Below are 20,267 nucleotides of genomic sequence, written 5' to 3'. Positions count from 1 at the left end.
CCGCAGGTCAGTGGCCTTCCTCCAGGAAGGGGCTGCGCGGTCCGGCCCAGGTGATGGCGAGCTGTTCGCGGGCCCTGGTGGCCGCGACGAACAGCAGCGAGCGCTCACGCTGCAGGTCGCGATCGTGTTGGGTACGGTCTTCGGAGACCGGGATGACAGCGCTGGGTTGAGGCACCTGATCCGCGCCCGCACCGATGATCGCTACTGCTCGGTACTCCAGGCCCTTGATCCGGTGCATCGTCATCACGTGCACCCCGGAGCCGACCGCCGGAGTCTGTCGCGGCCTCACCTTGACGGCTTTGATTCCCGCATCCTGCAACGCCGCCACCGCCGTGTCCGCGAGCTTGTTGGTCCGGGCGGTGACGACGATCTCGTCCTCCTTCAGGCCCTCGCCCAGCCACTCCTCGATCCGTCCAGTCAAGCCGGCAAGTTCGGCGGCAGTGGAGGGGTACTCGATCAGCTCGGGCTTCGCCCCGCCGAGGACCGAACGGTAGCCGCCCAGGTCTTCGGCCGCATCATCGAGGTCGTCGAAGCTCGCGTCGCCCAGCAGGCTCAGCGACGTTCCGAGGATCTGGCGGGTCGTGCGGTAGTTCAGGGTCAGCCGCTTGGAGCGTCCCCCTCGCACATTGATGCCGTGAGCGCTCAGCGTCGTCCGGTTGTCATAGATCCGCTGGTGGGCGTCGCCGACGATGAACAGGTCGTCCTCGCCGACCGGGACCAGCGCCCGCAACAGCTTCCAGTGGGCGGCATGCAGGTCCTGGGCTTCGTCCACGACGATGTGCCGATACGGCCGGGTCTCGTCGTTCCAGCCGGAGGCGATCCGGGCCGCCTGCGCGGCGAGTTGAGTGACACCGACCTCACCCGCCGCGTCCAAGCGGTGTTCGAAGGATTCGATCAAGCTCCACACCTGTGCCCGTTCCGGGCGGTTGAGACGTCGGCCGCGGCCAGCCCGGCTTGCGGCCAGGTAGTCGTCACGGCTGCGTATGTCCTGGGCGAGAACGACCAGCTTCCATTCCGCCTCCAGGAAACGTGCGTCCCAGCGGTGTGGCTGCTGTTCTTCGGCCAGGTCGTCCCAACGCTGGCGGATCTCATCGTCGCCGAGAGACCTGGGAGTCTTCACGCCGAAGATCTCTTTGGCGATGCCGTAGGCAACCTTGTCGATGTTGCGAACGTCCACCTTCGCGGTGAGCTGTGCGCCGCCGAGGTCGTCCAGCAGCGAGCGCAGCAGCTCGGCGAGGGTGGTGGTATAGGTGGTGAGCAGGATCGCCTGGCCGGGCGGCAGCCGGTCGGCCAACGCCTTGACCCGGTGAAGCGCGACGACGGTCTTGCCGGTACCGGGGCCGCCGGTGACCCGTACCGGGCCCTTGTTGGGGGCCTTGCGCTCGGCCAGGGCGCGCTGTGCCGGGTGCAGGAAGATCCGCCAGGCCGACAACGGCTCGGACATGATCCGGCCGAACTCGGCTACATCACCAGTGACGACGAAGGACTCCTTGGTCGCGGGGCGCTCGTTCGCGGCCTCGTAGTCGTCCGGGTCGATCGTGTCACTAGTCGCCGCGACGGAGCTGACGTGCTCCCACACGTCCTCGACGGTCATACCATCGGCAAGGCAGAGGATCACGTCCCTGGCGAGCTTGGGCAGATGCTCCACGAAGCCGAGAATCGCGTCGATGCTGCGGATCTCACGCAACGCCGGTACGACCGAGGGGTGTACGCCGAGCCGGTCGAAATCGGAGTCGGAGACATGGGCGAAGACGGAGGGTTCCGCGGCGACAGGAGCCTGGGCCGGCTGCCCGCTGAGGGTGCCGTGCAGGCTCGCGAGGTTGATCAGCTCGACGCCGCCGGTGACCTTGTTGATGTCGAAGATGATGTGGGATGCGAGCGTGTAGGCGTCGTCGTGCGGCAGCACCGCGACGAGATAGTAGATCCGGTCAGCGTAATGCATCAGTACGGCACGGAAGTTGTCGTTGATCCTGGCCGTGCGCACCCGCTTGTCCTCGGCGCCCTTCGGCGGCTTGAGGTTCAGCCCGTTGGCGTCCGGGTCGCGCTGCATCTTCATGATGAATTGCAGCACTTGCGCCTGGACCGACCCGTCGAGCTTGTCGTAGTACTTACCGAAGACGTCCGCCATCACGACCTGGGCCTTGGACATCACGCATTCTCCAAACGCTCGGCCAACTCGGCCACATCAACTGTCTCGGCATGTACGACATGCCAGCCGGCCGCCTCGAAGGCGGCGTCACGGTCCTCGTCCGTATCGAGGAACACCGCCACCTTGGCATCCGGCCAGGCGAGTTCCGCCTGCTGTGCAACCCGGTCGTCGAGCTCGAAGCCGACCTCCGGGGCACCGAAGTGACGCGTGCGGGCTTCCCGGCCCAGGGCGAACAGTAGGTCCTCGGCCTGTGAGGAAGCCCATTCGACCGCCTCGGCCCAGGGCTCCGGCAGCTGCTCGGGCAGGCCCGTGGTGGTGGGCAGCGCACCCGCGAGGAGGGCGACCGTGTGCGGGTCGAGCTGTCCGGCCGTGGACATCGCGACCTGGTGGAACGAACACGGCAGTGCCGAACCCCGGTCACCCGTCAGCAGCTGCAGCAGGTTCGACCACCGCAACCAGTCGGCCCACCGTGCCCGATGGCCCGGCTCGGCAACCGCCTCGTCACGGTCGTCCAGCACGGTGAAGGCCGACCAGGCCGACATCCCGGGCTGACCGGTCGCGGGCTCGGGCCGCCGGTCGAGCAGCCCGATGACGCGCAGCCCGCCCAGGGTACGGACGTCCATCGCGATGGCGTCGGCAGCGGCCGGGCCGGCGGGCACCGGCAGGGTGCCGCCCGCCAGTACGTCCAGCAGCCGCTCACCCACCGAACGCCGGTCGACCGGCACCCGCGCCGCGCCGCCCCCGGCGAAACCGCCGACCAACGCTGCCGCCCTACGGGACCACTGCTCCGCGTCGGGATCGGCGAGCACCGCGAGCAGCGTCTCGATCGGGTTGCGCAGCACCGGATCCAGCGTGTCGTCGGGCTGCGGGCCGTCCGTCAGCATCTGATGGATCTGCCGGGCCGCGCGCAACGCGCCCTCGCCGAGCAGTGGTTCGGCAGGGGTACGCACCTGGCGGTCGGCCGCGGTGCCCTCCACCGCCGCCTTCCAGGCCATGACGTCCGGGTGCGTGAACTGCCACACCTGCATGCCCTCGGCCCGCAGTGCTTCCCGCTTGGTGGCGTCGTCGGCGATCCGGTTGATGCCGGTACTGGCGTGGAAGGCGTAGCCGTCGAGGAAGATCGCGATACGTGTCGACGGTCCGTCGATCCGGGTCAGCAGATAGTCCGGCTCACTGGGCGCGGACGTCAGCTGCCGCACATGGTCCTGGAAGAGCCAGCGAGTGCTGCCGCCGTCCGGGCGGGTGAAGCGCAGCTCGTACTCCATGCCACGTTCCCCGGCGCGGGGCGTCACCGAGCCGGACTCCGGGCGACGACTGCCCCACTCGACGAGGGTGCGGACGAACTGCTTCTCCAGCTCGCTCTCGGCGAGCTGGTCGATGCGCACCCCGGACAGGGTGTCGACGCGCTCGGTGTCCCAGCCCGTGAGGATCTCGTCCAGAAGCTCCCTGGCCACCCGCAGCGAAGCGAAGGGATGCTCGCTGCTGCTGACGTGCGGCAGCAGGCAGCGATGGCATGGGGTACGCAGGTTCTCCTTGCCGCAGGGGCAGTCCCGCAGCGCGGCCTGGGCGAGGGTCAGCACCCGATGCAGCACGGTGGCGTCGGCGAGGTGCTCCAGATAGCCGGTGCCGCCCGGCATGGAGTCGTGCAGCACCAGGAAGCGGCGTCGCAGGTCCCGGATTCCGCCCGGCATGGTCGCTGGCACGACGCGCAGATGGTCGGGAGCGCCGCCGAAGTACTTGGTTATGCCCAAGAGCAGCGCGGCCTTGAACGACACGAGCCGGGTCTGCAGCTCCATCGTGGAGACAGGCAACAGGATCCGCAGCGCCTGAGTGGTCAGCTCGTGCGCCAGTACGAGCCTCTGCATCGAAGCCGTCTCGGCGGTGATCCCGTCATCCTTGTGGCTGCACCAGTACGCGTGCCGGGTACCGATCCGCTCGGCGGCCCGGTCCCATGCCTGCGGATGCACGCCGCGTACGGACCCGCACTCAAGGCAGGTCTCAAAGCCGGGGACCTGGTGGTCGTCACCGGCGATCTGGTGCTCGGGGCCCGCGGCGGAAGCCGGGCCCAGGTTGAGCGTGCGGATGGTCGCCACCCGCGCGAACTCCACACCGAACGGCAGCTCCCCGATCCGTTTCCAGGCGCGCAGCCCCTGTGGCTGGGCCGGGTCGATGTCCACCAGCGTGATGTCGTTGAACCGACGTCGCTCGCGCTCGTCGCGCTCGTCGGTGAGCCGCGCATCCTCCCGCCGCTCACGGGCGGTGACACGCTCGGGCACGAGCACGGTGTGGAGTGCGCCGGGGTCCGCGATCTGGACGGCCTCGCAGCGCGGGCAGGCGGTCAGGTCCAGCCCGGACTCGGCGGTGGCGACGTAGCCGCACTCCGGGCATAGCCGCCACTTGGCATAGGCCGTGTCGCCCTCGCCGGCCCCGAGATCCAGACCGTTGACGATGTACTTGTAGCCGTCGGTGTGAAAGGTGTTGCCGGGCGCGAGTTCCAGCAGGGCCATGCGTGATCCGCGCCCGTACTCGGTCAACTGGTCCTGGAACTCTCCGTCGGCGTCCTTCCACCACAGCGTCGCGTCGAGCAGCGTGGCGTCATCGTGGAGGGTGTAGTTGGGCAGCAGGCCCAGGCGGACCATGGCGTTGATTGAGTTCTCACCGACCAGGGCGTCCCTTCGCCTGCTGACGGACCTGCGCTCTGCGTAGAGCTGGCGGCGCTGTTCGTCACGTTCGCGGTCGCCGGAGGCGGTGGACAGGGCGTCGAAGGCCCGGCCGATCTGCCGGGACCGAGAGCGCAGTGCCTCCAGACGCTTGCGCCAAGCGGTGGCCGCTTGGCCGACGGTCTGCTCCAACTCCAGCTGCGCGAACTGGCGAAGGCCTTGATCCGCCTCGGGTGACATCCCGGGGAAGAGTCGGATGAAGGAGTCCGCGAGGTCGGCGTGACGGGTCTGGGCGACGTCGAGAAGGCGGCGGAACCAGCCGTCCTCGGCCAGCCCCTTGGTGAAGAGAGCGCCGATGCGGTGCGGCATGGGCTCCTCGGGCATCATCGTTGCCTGCCACAGGCTGCGGTCGGCGGCCCGGTCGAGCAGGAACGCGAGGTACTGGCGGCGCAGGATCTCGGAGGCGTCCAGGTAGCAGTCCGGCGGGATGATCCGGCCCGCGAGCATCTCCTCGGGCGCGTGAAGGTAGTACTGGTTGCGAGCGCCGCGCGGTACGAAGGTGACGGTGAGTGAGTTGCCGGTGCTGCGGCCGGCGCGCCCGATGCGCTGCGCGTAGTTGGCGGGCGCGGGCGGCAAGGAGGCGAGCAGCACGGCGGACAGGTCGCCGATGTCGATGCCGAGTTCGAGGGTGGGCGTGCAGGTCAGGACATTGGGGTCGAACGGCGAGGGACGGTTCTTGAAGGCCTGCTCGACCTCCTCGCGGCGGGCCCGGCTGAGCGCGCCCGTGTGCTCGGCGGTGAGCACGTCACCGGGCCGGTCGACCGTGTAGAGGCGGCGGTAGTAGTCGTCGCCGTAGTCGCGGTCGTCGGTGGTGAAGCGGCCTTTGCACTGGAAGCGCAGGCAGGGCGTATCGAGCCAGCCCTCGCGTCGGCCGGGCGGGACGGTCTGCCGCCAGGTGCAGCCGTCGCAGCGGACGCCGTGGTCGTTGACGCTGGCTGCGTCGGCCGTGTCAGCCCCGCTGCCGTCTTCAGGAGCCGACGTGTCGGTGGCGAGGCTGTGCACCAGGATGGTGCGCGGCTTGAGGGCGAAGACGGTCGAGCCGCCGTCGGCCGGATAGGTCGCCAGTACGTCGCGCTGCGCGAGCAGCTTCATGGCTTGTTCGGCGAGGGCGCGGGCTTCGCGTCGGTCACAGCCGAGGGTCCGGTGGCCCCAGTCGGCGAACCAGGTGTTGTCACGATTGAGGGAGTCGAAGTCGGTGGGGCCGACTGGTCCGAGGACCGGGAAGCTCGGTGCGGCCAGTCCGCGTGGGAAGGCGGGCATGCCGGTGGGGCGGCCGCCCCAGATCGGCCAGCGCCGGGCGCCGGCCTGGGCGATGTATTCCTTCAGCCAGGGGTGGAACAGTGCCCCGCGCAGCCGCATCCGTTCCAGCAACCCGCGCAGGAAGATGACGTAGTCGGCGTCGTCGGTGGGGAGGGTGATCTGTCCCGGAAGACGCTGATGGGCTTCCCGCAGCAGGGCTGCTACGGCGGCCGCGTCGGGGAGGTGCACCTCGGCGGCCGAGGTCCGGGTCAGTTCGAGGGTGCGGCCCAGGCGGGAACGCAGACCGAACTCCATCAGCGTCTGGAAGACCATACGGTCCTGCAGCATGTACGCGCCCGCGTCGCTGAACCCGTCACCGCTGAGGAGCGTACGGATCTCCGGGTTGTCGCGCAGATCGGGAGGCACGATCGAGGCGAGCTTGCTCATCACGCCCTCCTCGGAGCCCTTCTCGGCGGCCGTCACGACGGCTTGGGCGGCGTCGGTGGCCAGGTCGTGTACGGCGACCGGCGCGCCTGGCTCAAGTTGCTCAGCCAGCAGCCCGCGGAACGTGAAGCCGAAGCTGCGGTTGGCGATGAACGCAGCCCGGTGGGTGGCGTCCTGGACGGAGTCGGTGAAGACCAGCAGCTTCCGTTCGTCCTTGGCAAGGCCGCGGTCCGAGAAGAGCTGCGTGGTGGTGACGGAGGCGAGGGTGGCGGTGCCCGCACCGAGGAAGCGCATGCCGTCGGTCAGGTCGCAGGACGGGCACTTGTCGCCCGCGTTCGCGGGGACGGGCCCGGCGACGGTGATGACGGGTACGGTCTGGGCGCTCGGAACCGTACGCAGTTCGGCTTCCTCGGCGTGCAGGAAGACAGGGGTGTCCTCGCCGGGCCTGGCGCGGATCATCCAGCGGACGGCACGGTTGCCCTGGGCGGAGGCACGGTAGATATCCAGCGGCTTGGTCTTGAGCTGCTGCCACTCCAGGTCCGTGGACAGTGCCGCCCAGCCGGAGCGTCCGCAGTGGCGGCAGTACACGGCCGGGAGATGGGCACGGTAGGCCGGACCGACGGGGCGGACGAACGGCACGGGGCTGTTCGGAGTGAGGCCGGGGATGCCGGTGCCGTCGTCGGACTCGGCGTCGGCGGTGCTGTCCACCTCTGCGGAGGGATAGATGGCGAGGTTCGCCGGGTTGGGGCGGGTGTCACCGGTGGGGCCGTCGTCATCGAACCAGCGGAAGTGGGGCGTCGGCGTCGCGGCGCGGATGACGCGGCGGACCTCACGGACCCAGAGCTGGGCCTCGACACGGAGGAAGGGACTGATGCGGCCGGTGTTCGGGTCCTGGACACGGGCGGTCGAGACCAGAGCGAGGAGCCGGGCCAGGCCGGTGGCGACCAGGCTGATGTCGCTCCGGGCCGCCTCGTCCCAGGCTGCGCCGCCGCCGCGCTTCGCGAACTCGCGGGCGATCTCCGGGACGGTGACGGGGATGTCGCCCGCGACGTCGAGGAGGGCGCGGACGAGGTTGTGCTGGCGGAGCTTCCGGCCGAGTTGGACGGGGTCGGCGAAGTCCATGCCCACGACGAGCTCGGCGAGCTGGTGGAGGGCGGACGAGTCGTTGAGGGGGTCGGGGACGGCAGCGAGGGCGGCCGGTGAGGGAACAGGGAGCAGGAAGTCGGGCTCGGCGACGAACTCGCCGGGTGTCTGACGGTCCTCACCAATCAGGGCGGCGTCCGGGAAAGGCGTGCCGAAGACCTTCTCGGCGAATTCGAGGAGGAGTTCGCGGTCGGACCTCTGCGGGCCGTCGGGGATGGAGGCGGCGTCGGCGGAGGGGGCGCCGCCGGTCGTGGCGATTCCGCCGGCCGCACCGGTCCCACCCCCGAGGGTGGCGGAGGTGGCGACAGGGGTGATCGTGCCGAGGGGGCGACCGGGCTCGGCCATGCCGGTGGCCGCGCCCAGGCGACGCAACAGCATCGCCACGTCGGTGCCCTGAGCACCGTCGTAGGTGTGGAACTCGTCCAAGACGACGTACGTCAGGCCGCCGTCCTGCCAGAGGGGGACGTCCGGGATGCGCTGGAGGAGCAGGTCCAGCATCTTGTAGTTGGTGAGCAGCAGGTCCGGCGGGTTGGCCCGGATGGCCTCACGATCGGTGATCAGGCGGCTGTCCGGAGACAGTTGGGTCGGGGTGATCGTGCTTGCGCCGGACTCGCGGGCGTAGGAACCGGGGGCGTTCTCGTCCTCGTCGTCCGGGGGGCGGTTGCCGGAGGCGCCGCCGATGTAGATGCCGGCGGTGACGGCGGAGAGAGCGCCGTTCTTGGCGAGTAGGTCGTCGATGCGGCGGGCCTGGTCGTCGGCCAGGGCGTTCATCGGGTAGAGGAGCAGCGCCTTGACGCCCTTCACTCCGGCGGCGCGAGCGCGGGCACAGTGATCCAGGATCGGGATGAGGAACGACTCGGTCTTGCCGGAGCCGGTGCCGGTCGTGACGATCGTCGGCTCGGGAGCGTGGCCCGACTTGCTGGACAGCCGCTGCCAGGCGGTCGCCTGGTGGGTGTACGGGCGGAATCCCGTGGGGCACCAGTCAAGGGCCCTCTCCCACCCGGGCGGTGACTCCCGGAAGGGCGTACGGACACGGAGGTACGGGCCCCGGAAGAGCCTGCTCTCCGGCCGCTCAAGGAATGCCTCGAGCTCCTCGCGAACGTCGTCGTCGGCGAGCGCGAAGCTCGTCGTCAGGTACGCGGCGAGGGCACGACGCAGATCCTCGGCGGCCAAGGAGGGAAGCATGGCTGGGTGCTACCTGCTTTCCGGGGCGGGGGTGGGAGTGGTTTCGGGTGTGGTGAGGGGGTGCTCGGCGAGATAGGCGGCGTAGTCGCCGTATTCGCCAGCATGGAGGCGCGCGGTGAAGTCCGCGTGGGCACGGGTCATCTCGGCCTCGCGGTTGGGCTTCACCCAGCCCTCGGGGACGGCGGGGGTGGGGTCGCCCGCGCGAGCGGCCTTGGCCCACGCCTTGACGAAGGCGGTCTCTTCGGGGGTCTGGCGAACCCCCGTGCTATAAGTTTCGGCGCCGATTTTGTGGCCATCGGGGGCGAAGAACATGCCCCACTCGTACTTGCGGAGCACGGCGAACTGGGAGCGATACATCACACAGAGCTGCTCGGCTGTAAGGCCAATCATGACAGCAGTAATTGCATCAATCTCGCAGAGCGCCATCCGGCGGTCGTATTCCGTGCGAAGCGGTGTAGCCATCGACCAAGCGGCTTCAATGTCCTGGAGTCGCAATTGAGTGGAGACTGGACCGCCCCAACGGTCAGCCAGCCAGGCGGGATCAAAGAGCTCTTCCCACAACGGGGCGTAATCGCGCGTGACACAGTTCAGCCGAAGAGCCCGAAGAACCAAAGGGACAACCAGGGGGTGATCGAGAGGAGCCGGAAATTGCGCTGCAAGTTCGGCTCTCAAATCCGACTTTCCTGATACTTTGACCAAGTAGTCAATGGGTAGCGATGCCCATAGGCCTGCCACTTTGACGGTGTCACTATTCGTAGCCAAAGCCATCGTGTGCACCGTGTCGACATGTGTCGCACCTGGTGGAATTAGGGCTGCGTGAAGGACGCGTTCCATATTGGAAGCCACCCGCCGCCGCCACATTACGCGGAACCTGCCGGTTGCTGCGCGTTCCCCCCAGGAGCCTTGCGCCGCCGAAAACTCTTCGACAGAACAAGCACGAGTGTAATTAGTCCGAGGGAGTATGGCTTCTGGCAAGCCGGTAAGGTCCCAGGCCGAGTAGTCACCCTTGCTCTTGCAGTTTTCATTCGGCTGCTTGGCGAAAGGAGTTGCAACCGTGAAATGCGGCCCCTGGATAATTACCTCCGCCCATGAAGTCGGAATCTCGGTCTGCCAAGAAATTAGCCCTTCTTCTTTCGCGCCTTTCTCGTGAAAACCAGATGACCACCAGAATTTTCGATCACCGAGGCGCTGCGGGAAACGTGAAAGTGCGCGCAGAGCCTCATTATCGCCAACCGTCAGCGGGCGCAGCATCCTCGCCTGCGCAGGAGGTGTGCCTGCCTCGTCGACGAGGGCGGCCCAGTCGGATAGCACGGATTCATCTACCGTGACTACGCGATCCCGATGCGGTCTGAAATCCCACCCTCCCGACTCATGCTGGATGCCGGGAGTATCTCCTTGCCCTGAATGAATGAGTGAAAGATCTGCAGTATCCGGATGGTACAGGAAGCTCAGATTTTCGAATGACACCTTCTGCGATGTGCCGTAAATGTGTAGTCCGTACTCAACGGTATCGCCAATGTCTTCGAATACTTGAGACTCGTTGATGAACTGAAAGTGGCGGCGCAGGTGTCGATAGGTGGCTGCACGAAGTGGACCCCCATTTGAATCATTGAAATGGGATTCCGGATGCAAGAGTCCAATCGTGCCTGCAATTCCAATATTGCGCCACGTCTGATTCATGAAATTCCGGTACATATTGGTTTGCGTCCCGGATAGGACTGGGTTATTGACTCCTGACCCGAGGTGAGCGTTTATGCCGGCCCATGAATTTAGGTCGGCTAGATATTGGCGCAAGGCTAGCGAATCCGAAAGCACTGCATCACGGCGCGCATTCCTAGTCTTCTCTGGAGCCCTGCTGGTCAATCCAAACCAGGGAGCATACTCGGCGAGCGCCAGGTCGTCGTCCCACGTTGGTCGGTGCCACGGCGGGTTTCCTACTTGCAGGTCAAACCCACCTTTCTCGAAGATGTGTGCGAACTCCAGCTCCCAGTGAAAGAACCCCTCTCGTCGTGAGATCGCATCCACCTCGCCCAACCACGGGAACCGCACCATTACAGACGGAAGGTCAACACATTGGCTCATCACCCGGTCGAACTCGTCGTCCAGCGCGAGCTTCTCGAACTCGCCCGTGTCGGCGAACAGCCCGAACTCGTCATCCAGCCCCGCCGCACCGCCACCGACACGGCTGGACTGCCTCGCTTTAGCCTTGGCCGCCGGAACACCCAGCACTGCCTCGCAGAATGACAGCCACTCCTCCATGCTGGGCGGCGCAGGTGTATCGGGCTGCCCCACGGGCCAGAACCACAGGGCGCACCAGGCGTCCATGACCAGCTTCAGCCGACCGCGCGGCGAGCCAGGCTCGTTCAGCGCGCTCTCGATCTGCTCACGCGTGACGTCTCCTGACGCCATCTCCAGTGGCTCGTCGGGGTCGACCCCCCACACGTCGATCTGGCGCCGGACCTCCCGCTCACTCACGATCAAGCGGCGCCGAGTCAGCTCCCACAGCCGCTCGACTCGCGTCGCCAGTGCCGGCAGTCGCTTGCCCTGGGCCACCGACAGCGTCGTAGTGACAGCCGTCCGCCACTTCGCCAGAGCGTCGCGCTCCTCCTTCGCTAGCTCCTTGGCCTGCTTGGCATCCGCGACTGCACCCCAGCCCTTGGCTGGCAGCAAGAAGTGGTGGTTCTCTTTGCCCGCCTGGAACTGGCCTTCTTCGGCACCAGCTCGCAGCGGCCGGTCCGTTGGGACCGTCGTGAGCCATGCCTTCCGCTTCAGCGCCTCCGCCGCATACATCGTTCGCCGAGCCCCGATCAGTGAGTTGCCGCGACGAAGATGCAGGCCGAACCAGGGGGCCTTCAGGCCCTCGTGCATCGAGTTGAGCCAGAGCGATACCTCCGCCAGCTCCACTGCAGTCTGGTTGAGGTCGACGCCGTAGGAGTTGTGCAGGGCAAGGTACGCCTTGACCTTCTGCAGTTCCGCCTCGTACCGGTCCGGCGGCAGTTGCTCGCCGCCCAGCTCCGCCATCCTGCGCTTCAGGTACTCCGCCGCCAGCTGGTTGATGGCCTCGTTGAGGAACGCCCCCGAGCCCAGAGCGGGCTCGCATACCGTCAGGTCAAGGATCGCCCGTGCCGGCGTCGTCACGCCGTCCTGGTCCAGCAATTCGGCCAGCGCGTGCTTGACCGTGCTCCGGGTCAGCACCTCCGGCGTGTAGTACGAAGCCGACCGCTGCCGCTCGCGCCCCGACAAGCGGTAAACGAAGGTGCCCTTCTTGTGCAGGACCCGCTTCTTGACGCCCGTCAGCTCGTCCGTCCGCTTGACGAAGACGTCCTCGTCGTAGTTGTCGGCGTCCTTCAGCGGCACGACCCAGGTGCCGCTCAGCCCGTCCGAATCCGGTTTGGCAACCTCGTACAGGTCATCCCAAGCGAAGAATCCGGTGTAGGACATCAGGCCCTCGTACACCGCACCGAGCTGGTTGATGCCGAGTTGCGCATACGAGATGAAGCCCTTGCCCGTACCGCCGCCGGCCTTCCCACGCCCGCTGCGGCGCCCCTGGGTGAGCATCAGCAGATTGAGTACCCGCCACAGCACCTTGTTCCGCAGACGCGTGTCAATCCGCTCGCCCTCGACCGAAACCGAGCCGATCAGCGGAGTCGCGCCAGCCGCGAACAGGTCACTGCGCAGCGCCTCGAAGCGCAGGCCGTCCGCGTCGAGGACAGTCACGCCGTCTTCGGACGGCCCCTCGTCCCTGCCCAGAGGCCGGTGCCCCTGGTCGACGAGCCGGAACAGCAGATCCAGCGATTCGGCGAAGTGGAAGCCGTTCCGGGTCTCCTCCGGGAGGTCATAGGAGACCAGCTCACCGAGTCGGGCGAGACCGTAGCCGTCCTGATAGGCGTCGTCCTTGCTCGGCAGGATGCCAAGCTCGGGCCGGGCCTCCGCATACAGCAGGAACAGGACCCGATACAGGTAGCGCAACGACTCGCGAGTGAGCCGGCTTGCCAGGTCAGCCGGGGCGCCCAGCTCCGCCGGGTCGGCGCCGCCCGCATTGAGCCGGTCCAGGATTTCCTGGGCGATGAGCTCGACGGACTGCCGGAGCCCTTCCCGCAGCTCCTTCGAGACGCCCACCGCGTGCTTGCGGCCCTTGTCGACCAGGCCGTCCAGGTAGCCGGCGACACCACCCGCCGTCAGCAGCGACTCCGCACCGAACAGCGCGGCCACTGCTTCCAGTTCCTCGCCGTCCGCGCTGAGGTTGCGGTCCAGGGCCTCGTCGACGCTCACCGCGAGGAACCGGCCCTCGTACCAGGCCGTGCGGTCGGCAAGAAGTACCACGCCGCCCGCGAGCAGCAGGACGTAGCGCGGGGCGTAGCCGTCCTCGCAGCCGAAGAGGAAGGTGACGGCGTCGGCCGCGCCGGTGATGAGCTGCTTGCCGTCGAGCTGGATCGGGTCGAGGAGTTGCGCGCCGCCGTCTTCGACGTCCGCGACGACGAGTTCGCCGTCCACCTCCCAGGTGGCGTCGAGGGCGACGAGTTCCAGACCGCCGGGGCCTGTGACGGCAAGCGCAACAGGCACCGACTGTTCCTTGTCGCCCTGCATCACGCCGAAGTCGCCCCGGCGCAGTCGGGTGTGCGTGGAATCCTCGGGCTCCGGGGCGGCCTCGGCGGGATTGCCTTCGCCCTCCGGCTTGACGTACGCCAGCGCTGCCAGCAGATGGTCGTTGAGCTGCCGGACCTCAGGGCCGTCGAACGCCTTGTTCTCGGTGATGCGGACCTTGGCCTTGAAGTACTCACGGCGAAGACCTTTCATGCCCGAGCGGGAAGACGGCGCGCCCGCCCGGTCGGCGGAGGTCCAGCGCTTGCGCAGCTCGGTGAGATCGCGGGCGAAGAGCTCGGCGAGGTAGTGGGCGGAGATGTACTCACCGCGGTTGGTGATCGCTTCGAATGCCACGGTGTCACACACCCCTCTGCTGCTGAATTTCGTTGCCGCCGACGGCCGCGGGCGGAGCGAGGACCCCGATGACCCGCACCATCGCCTCGCCTTGTGTAGCCAACTGCTCGATGAGGTGCTCCACCTCCACCGCGGTCTTCTGCACGCGCGTCTCTTCGTGCTTCCGCCGGATGCCGCTGAAGCTGAGCTGCTCGAACGACGACAGGCTGGCCTTCCGCCAGGCTCCCAACCGCTGCTCGTACTCGGCGAGTTGCTCCACCAGAGGGGATTCCTGCTCGTTGCGCAGCACGGCGATGTGCTCGCGGCTCGCCCGTACCGCCGCCGGGACCAGTGCCTGCAAGGTCGACGAGTCACCGGTGAAAGGCCGGTTGAGCATTTTCGGCTTGACCCCGGCCCGATCGAGTACGCCCACCAGGTCGTCGTCGAAGACGGGTGTGCCGCTCGCCAGGCCCGTCACGCAGGTCCAGGCCAGCACGGTCGGGTGGCCCTTGGTGTTGGAGTACATGCCCTGGGTGAGGAACACCGGCTCACTCACGTCCGCCGTGATGATCGGGGCGGTGTTGCGGGTGAGCTTGACGAGGACCTTGTCGGTGAGCCACTCCACCACCGGGTGCTGGTCCGTCAGGTAACTGACATCGGGCCAGCCGGAGGTCTCGGTGCGCTCCTGCTTGGTGATCGCGCCCTTCGCACGATTGCCGCTACGCTCACGGGCCCGGTCCAGCCTGTCCTGGCCGAACTCCTTATCGAAGGTGACTCGGAGCTGATCCAGAACCCGCCGCTCGTCCAGGTAAGACTTGGGTAGGACCAGGAGACGTCGCTGGAGTTCCCGGTCCGGGGTGAAGACCATCATCTTGGGATGGTCCTCGTCCCAGTGCTTGCCGATGCGCTGCTCCGGGTTGTCGTAGACCTCCTCCAGCGCCTCCTCGACGAACGCACGGGTGGACGCGAACAGCTGCGGCACCTGATAGCCCGGCGAGTCGCCCTCCGGGGTGTGGTCGGCCATGAACGCCTCGAAGGGGTCCAGCGGGACCGCCGGCACGACCGTGTCGAACGGTTCCTCCTTCGCCAGGAGGCGCTCCATGATCGCGGTCGTCTCGGCGTCCTCGTCACGCAGCCCGAGGATGGAGGCCGCCTCGCCGAGGGTACGGTGGACCTCGTCCTCACGCTTCAGCAGTCGCTCGGACACGGCCCGGTCGGCCGACGGGCGCTCGGGGTCCTCGTCGTCGGTGAGCAGCAGCAGCGCACGGATCTCGGGAGAGTGCTGCTGGCCGTAGCGGTCGATACGGCCGTTGCGCTGCTCGATGGTGATCAGGGACCAGGGCAGGTCGTAGTGAATCATCTGGTGGCACTGGCGGTGCAGGTTGACGCCCTCGGCCGCGATGTCACCGGTGAGCAGGATGCGCAGGTCGCTGCCGGCCAGGCCGAAGTCCTTGACGGTCCGCTGCTGCTCATCGTCGGACAGACCGCCGTGAAGCTGGCGGACGGCTCCGCTGGTCTTGTCCCGACTCGGGGCGAAACCGAGGGCCGAGGGCAAGGTGTCCTGCAGTATCTGCAGCGTGGCACGGCGCTCGGAGAAGATGACGACGCGAGCGTCGGACACGGGGCCGACCTTGACCTCCTCCTTGAGGACCTTCACCAGCTGTCGGAACTTGGCGGCTTCCTCGATGTCGATGGCCTCGGCGATGGTGCCGAGGTTGATCAGTGCGTCGCGTTCGGCCTGACGCTCCTGCGGGTCTGAGCTCTGGTCGATGGTGTTGATCCGGTTGTCGACCGTTTCGACCAGTGCGGAGTGGGAGGAGAGGAAAGACTTCAGCAGGGTGTACGGGAACAGCCGGGCGCCCTTCCCGGAAACAGGGGCCGTGCGGCCGTCCTTCGGATCGATCCAGACGTCGTACAGCTCATCGAAGACGCGCTGCTCGGTCGGCGTCGCCGTGCAGTCGAGGGCTACCGGGGGCTTGCGGGTGGCCCACATGTGGCCGATCTCGGCCGAGACGTCGGGGGACATCTTGTGGCGCCGGATGTAGAGGTTCTGGAGCTGCGTCTCGTCGTAGTCACTGGTGTCCGGGATGGCCGTGGGGTCGAGCAGGCTCAGCAGTTCACCGAAGGACTCCCGCTGGCCGTTGTGCGGGGTGGCGCTCGCCAGGATCAGGGCGTCGGTCTTCGGAGCGAGGAGCTGGGCGAGGCGGTTGTTCTTCGTCCCGGTGTTGATGAGCTTGTGCGACTCGTCGATGACGACGGCGTCCCAGGTGACCTGCATGAGGTGGCTGCGCCAGCGGTCGGACCGCAGGGTGTCGATGGAGATGATCGCCCGCTTGTAGTAGGAGAAGGGGTTGCGGCCGGCGGGGATGTCGTTCTTGATCCGTTCGATACCGGCCGAGTCCAGCCGCACCACCGGGATGGCGAAGCGCGTCCACAGCTCGTGCTGGAACTGCTCCAGGATGTGCTTCGGCGTCACTACGAGGATGCGCTCGCCGCGTCCGCGCCTGATCAGTTCGGACAGCAGCAGTCCGACCTCAAGGGTCTTGCCGAGGCCGACCGCGTCCGCGATCAGCAGTCGGGGGCGAAGGGCGCGCAGGGCGGCCTTGGCGGGCTCGCGCTGGTAGGCGAGGTCGTCGACGAGGTGGGTACCGACTGTGGCGAGACGCTGCTCGGAGAGGGGCAGCGGAGTCTTGCGGATCAGCGCGTCGATGAACAGGCGCGAGCGGCGGCACTCGGGGGAGTCGTCAAGCACGAGTTCGGTGTCCTCGGGGCGCAGCGGGGTCACCCGGTCGAGGTTCTCGTGAGCGAAGAAGACCGCGCGCTGATCACGGACCAGAGGCGAGATGCCCCGTACGTCGAGGCGGGTGCCGTCCTTGGTGGTCTCGTCGACCTCCACCACCAGCCAGTCCTCGTCGCGGGCGCGGACCTGCATCCCGGCGGCGAACTTCGCGCCGACGGGCGCATCGCCCGGGACGTTGCCTGACGCGCTGTCCGCGACGGTGGCCATCGGCGGGTCTCCTTCGGTTGCTGCTCTGCTGCTGTGCTGTTCGAGCGCTGTGGGTTTGCGGTTTTGTGGAGAGCACGGGGAGGCTCAGCCGCCGTAGTCGCTGCGACGGTCCTCGATACGGCTACGCCAACGCGCGGCCCAGCGGTCCGGCGTGGCGGCTGGCCGGGGGCCGGGATCGAATGGGCCCGCGGGCCGCGGGAACGGCCGAGCCTCAGGCACCGGCTCGGGGGCCATGTCCGCAGCGTCGTCCGGTTCGGCGTCCACCACGGGATCCGGATCCCGTATGGCGTCTAGTGCCTCGACCGGTGTGGCCTGCCGCTCCAGGACGTCTGCGAGGAACGCCTCCGGCAGCGGCGGGTACGCCTGCGCCTCCGTCGGTACGCCGAAGTCGAGCAGGCGTCCCATCGTCTCCTCCAGCACGGTCTGTGCCGTCGGCCGGTCCTCGGCGTCGAAGGCCAGGGTGTGGGTGACCAGGTCGAGCAGGGCGGGTGGGAGGCCGGTCAGGTCGGGCTGGATGTCCAGCGTCCGCTGTGCGGGCATCTGCGCATAGAAGGGGACATGGCCGGTCGCAGCGTGCACCAGCGTGGCGCCAAGACTGTAGACGTCCGCCGCCTCACTGGCTTTGCGGGAGTCTGCGGCCTGCTCCGGTGCCATGTAGGACAGGGTGCCCAGCGCCGCGCTCCCTGTGGTCAGGCCGGTACCGCCGCTGACGTGGGAAATCCCGAAGTCAATGACCCGGATGCCGTCCGCCGCGACCAGGACGTTGCCCGGCTTGAGGTCTCGGTGCAGTAAACGGACCGAGTGGACGTGCATCAGAGCGTCCGCGAGACCCGCTGCCAGCCACCACGCACCCAGCTCGCTGACCGGGCCGTGTTGCTCCAGCAGCTCCAGCAGTGAGGGTGCGTTGATGAACTGTGTCGCGATCCACGGGGTTGCAGCCTGAGGGTCGGCGTCCACCAGGGCGGCGGTGTGGAAGCCGCCGACGCGGCGGATCGCCTCGAGTTCCAAGGTAAAGCGCTTGCGGAAGTACTCGTCCTCCGCGAGCTGCGGCCTGACGACCTTCACCGCGACCGGGCGGGTCGAACGGTAGCCCAGGTACACGACACCCATCGCGCCCTGGCCCAGCCGGCCGACCAGCCGGAAGTTCCCGACCGTCGTCGGGTCGCCCGCTCTGAGCGGCTGCAGCACCTTTTCCCCCGTGGTGTCCTGACCTGGCTGGACGAGAGTGAGGTTATCAGCGGGTCGGCTCACTGTTCCTGCGCCTTCTGAGACTCGCTCTTCTCCGAAAGGGCACTGGTGGGCGACGGCGGCAGGGCGCCTTTGGTCAGCCCGTCGTACGCGAGCGCGCTCGCCCGGCCGATGGCGGCGGCTTCGCGCAGCAGCTCCTTAAAGGCGGCCAGGCGCCGGAAGGCCTCGCCGTACTCCCGCTGAAGCCCGATGTCCATCTGCGGAAACTGTGCACCCGAGGTGCTCAGTCGGAAGGTGGCGCAGGCGGTGGTGCTGCGCCGGGTGTTGGCGGCGCTACGCAGGAAACCGCGCAGGCAGTCGGTGTCGAGCTGGTCAGTACGAGAGGTCGGCACGGTGCCGTCAAGGCCGACCAGACCACCCCGCACAAGATCACCGAGTCCCATCGGCGCGGCCTCGATGTGCCCGGGACCGGCGGGGAGTACGGGGAGCAGGTCGAGCAGATCCCGGGCAAGGCTCTGGATACGTTCGCGCAGGGCGGCGTACTCGACTGGGAAGTCGCTGTGTTGCGGGGTGACGTAGCGGCTGGGGCTCAGGCATCGTCGTCCAGCAGGTCGATGGACGGGATGTCGGCGATCTGTTGGCCGACGCGGAGGCCGCACGGGAGAAGCGGCTCCAGTGGGAAGGCTGCAATGGAGCGCGGGTCTGACACGGACTGACTCGGCCGCCTAGCAAGATGGGCGCCTCTTGCAGCAAGACCACAATCTGCCGCGAGAGGCGCCCACCCGCGACTGACGAGCCATCACGAATCGCCGACCGTGTGCGTCAGGCGTGCGTCACGAGCGTCGAATCAGCGTCAAGATATCGCCCACAACGCACACAGCGCACACTGCCCTAACCCGCAGGTCAGAGCCCCTTTCCAACGGGCTCAAGGATCGCGACACACTCGACATGATGGGTCATCGGGAACAGGTCGAAGACGCGGAGGGTGCGGAGCTTGTAGCCGTTCTCCTTGAAGTAACCCAGGTCGCGCGCCAGGGCCGCCGGGTCGCACGCCACGTACGCGATGCGGCGGGCGGAGAGGCCCGCGATGTGGCGGACCGTCTGCTTGCCGGCGCCCGCGCGCGGGGGGTCCAGGACGACCAGGTCGCATTCCGTGATCCCGGTCTTCGGGAGGATCTGCTCGACCTTGCCCTGCTCGATGCGGACCCGCGGGAAGTCCGCCAGGTTGTGGCGGGCATCCTCCACCGCGCGCTTCGTCGACTCGATGCCGAGGACGGCCCCGGTCTCGCCGAGGCGTTCCGCGAGGGCTCCCGCGAAGATGCCGACGCCGCAGTAGAGGTCGAGGGCCATCTCGCCCTTGCGCGGCATCAGGCCCTGCATGACGGCCTTGATCAGGGTGTCCGCGGCCTGCGGGTGGACCTGCCAGAAGCCGCCCATGCCCACGCGGTACGTACGGCCGTCCGCGCGCTCCCGTACGAAGGGGCGGCCGTGGACGCGGTGGACGCCGCCGTCCTTCTCCTCCACGCGGAGGACGGAGACCGGCTTGTCCAGCTCGACGAGGGGGAGACGGCCGCCGGGGCGGGGGGTCAGGACGACCTGACGGTCCTGGGAGCCGGTCGCCGCGATCGCCTCGACCGTGGCCATCTGCGGCCAGTCCTGCTTCTCGATGCCCAGTTCACTGACGCCCGGCGCCGCGATCATGCAGTGCTCGACCGCCTCGATCTCGTGCGAGCGGTGGCGGCGCAGGCCGACGGTGCCGTCCTCGTCGATGGCGAACTGCACGCGGGTGCGCCACTGCGGCACCTGCCCGGCCGGCAGCTTGTCGCCCTCGGCCGGCATCACGGTGCCGTCCCAGCCGGCTTCCTCCGGGGTGAGCCCCGCGAGCCGCTTCAGCTGCTCGGCGACGACCTCGCCCTTGAGGCGGCGCTGGGCACCGGGCTTGGCGTGCTGCCAGTCGCAGCCGCCGCACTTGCCGGGGCCGGCGTACGGGCAGGGGGCCTCCACGCGGTCCTTGGAGGCGTCGAGCACGGTGATCGCGTCGGCGCGCAGGTAGCGGGAGTCCACGTCGCCCTCGGTGACCTTGGCGACGACCTTCTCACCGGGCAGGGTGTGACGGACGAACAGCACGCGGCCGTCCTCGGTCCGGGCGATGCAGTGCCCGCCGTGCGCCACGGGGCCTACCTCGACCTCGTACTCCTCCCCGACCAGTGACTGCTTCTCGTTCTGCTCGGCGCTCGTCATGGTGGGGAGACTCCAAAAACTGAAACAACGGAAA

At 67.9% G+C, this 20,267-nt stretch carries 7 protein-coding genes; all 7 read right to left on the bottom strand.

Annotation, left to right across the window (positions count from 1 at the left end; translation table 11 throughout):
* Window positions 1-7: 7 nt before the first annotated feature.
* Window positions 8-2,149 carry a UvrD-helicase domain-containing protein gene (locus tag ACZ4YL_RS12080; RefSeq protein WP_468115870.1) on the bottom strand — a complete coding sequence of 714 codons (2,142 nt, stop codon included), beginning with the start codon at window positions 2,147-2,149 and terminating at the stop codon, window positions 8-10.
* Window positions 2,149-8,880, bottom strand: coding sequence for a DEAD/DEAH box helicase (locus tag ACZ4YL_RS12075; protein WP_468115868.1), 6,732 nt, complete (start codon window positions 8,878-8,880; stop codon window positions 2,149-2,151). The genes ACZ4YL_RS12080 and ACZ4YL_RS12075 overlap by 1 nt, the downstream gene beginning before the upstream one ends.
* Window positions 8,881-8,889: 9 nt before the next feature.
* The gene (locus tag ACZ4YL_RS12070) at window positions 8,890-13,818 is read right to left on the bottom strand and encodes an Eco57I restriction-modification methylase domain-containing protein (RefSeq protein WP_468115866.1); all 4,929 of its coding nucleotides are present in this window, start codon (window positions 13,816-13,818) and stop codon (window positions 8,890-8,892) included.
* Window positions 13,819-13,822: 4 nt separating this feature from the next.
* A complete protein-coding gene (locus ACZ4YL_RS12065; RefSeq protein WP_468115864.1) occupies window positions 13,823-16,804 on the bottom strand; it encodes an SNF2-related protein in 2,982 nt (993 codons plus the stop codon).
* 84 nt (window positions 16,805-16,888) lie between these two features.
* Window positions 16,889-17,992, bottom strand: a complete 1,104-nt coding sequence (locus tag ACZ4YL_RS12060) for a protein kinase domain-containing protein (RefSeq protein WP_468115862.1) — start codon at window positions 17,990-17,992, stop codon at window positions 16,889-16,891.
* 59 nt (window positions 17,993-18,051) lie between these two features.
* A complete protein-coding gene (locus ACZ4YL_RS12055; RefSeq protein WP_468115860.1) occupies window positions 18,052-18,435 on the bottom strand; it encodes a hypothetical protein in 384 nt (127 codons plus the stop codon).
* Window positions 18,436-18,895: 460 nt separating this feature from the next.
* Window positions 18,896-20,233, bottom strand: a complete 1,338-nt coding sequence (locus ACZ4YL_RS12050) for a class I SAM-dependent RNA methyltransferase (RefSeq protein WP_468115857.1) — start codon at window positions 20,231-20,233, stop codon at window positions 18,896-18,898.
* Window positions 20,234-20,267 lie beyond the last annotated feature (34 nt).

It is taken from the genome of Streptomyces sp. NPDC030021 (genome assembly GCF_055574035.1).
The sequence above is the reverse complement of the archived record's forward strand: the minus strand, read 5'-3'. Positions and strand labels throughout refer to the sequence as shown.

Coding starts and splice junctions, on each gene's coding strand:
- ACZ4YL_RS12080 (WP_468115870.1), bottom strand. CDS start 2,149: ATGTCCAAGGCCCAGGTCGTGATGGCGGACGTCTTCGGTAAGTACTAC.
- ACZ4YL_RS12075 (WP_468115868.1), bottom strand. CDS start 8,880: ATGCTTCCCTCCTTGGCCGCCGAGGATCTGCGTCGTGCCCTCGCCGCG.
- ACZ4YL_RS12065 (WP_468115864.1), bottom strand. CDS start 16,804: ATGGCCACCGTCGCGGACAGCGCGTCAGGCAACGTCCCGGGCGATGCG.
- ACZ4YL_RS12055 (WP_468115860.1), bottom strand. CDS start 18,435: ATGGGACTCGGTGATCTTGTGCGGGGTGGTCTGGTCGGCCTTGACGGC.
- ACZ4YL_RS12050 (WP_468115857.1), bottom strand. CDS start 20,233: ATGACGAGCGCCGAGCAGAACGAGAAGCAGTCACTGGTCGGGGAGGAG.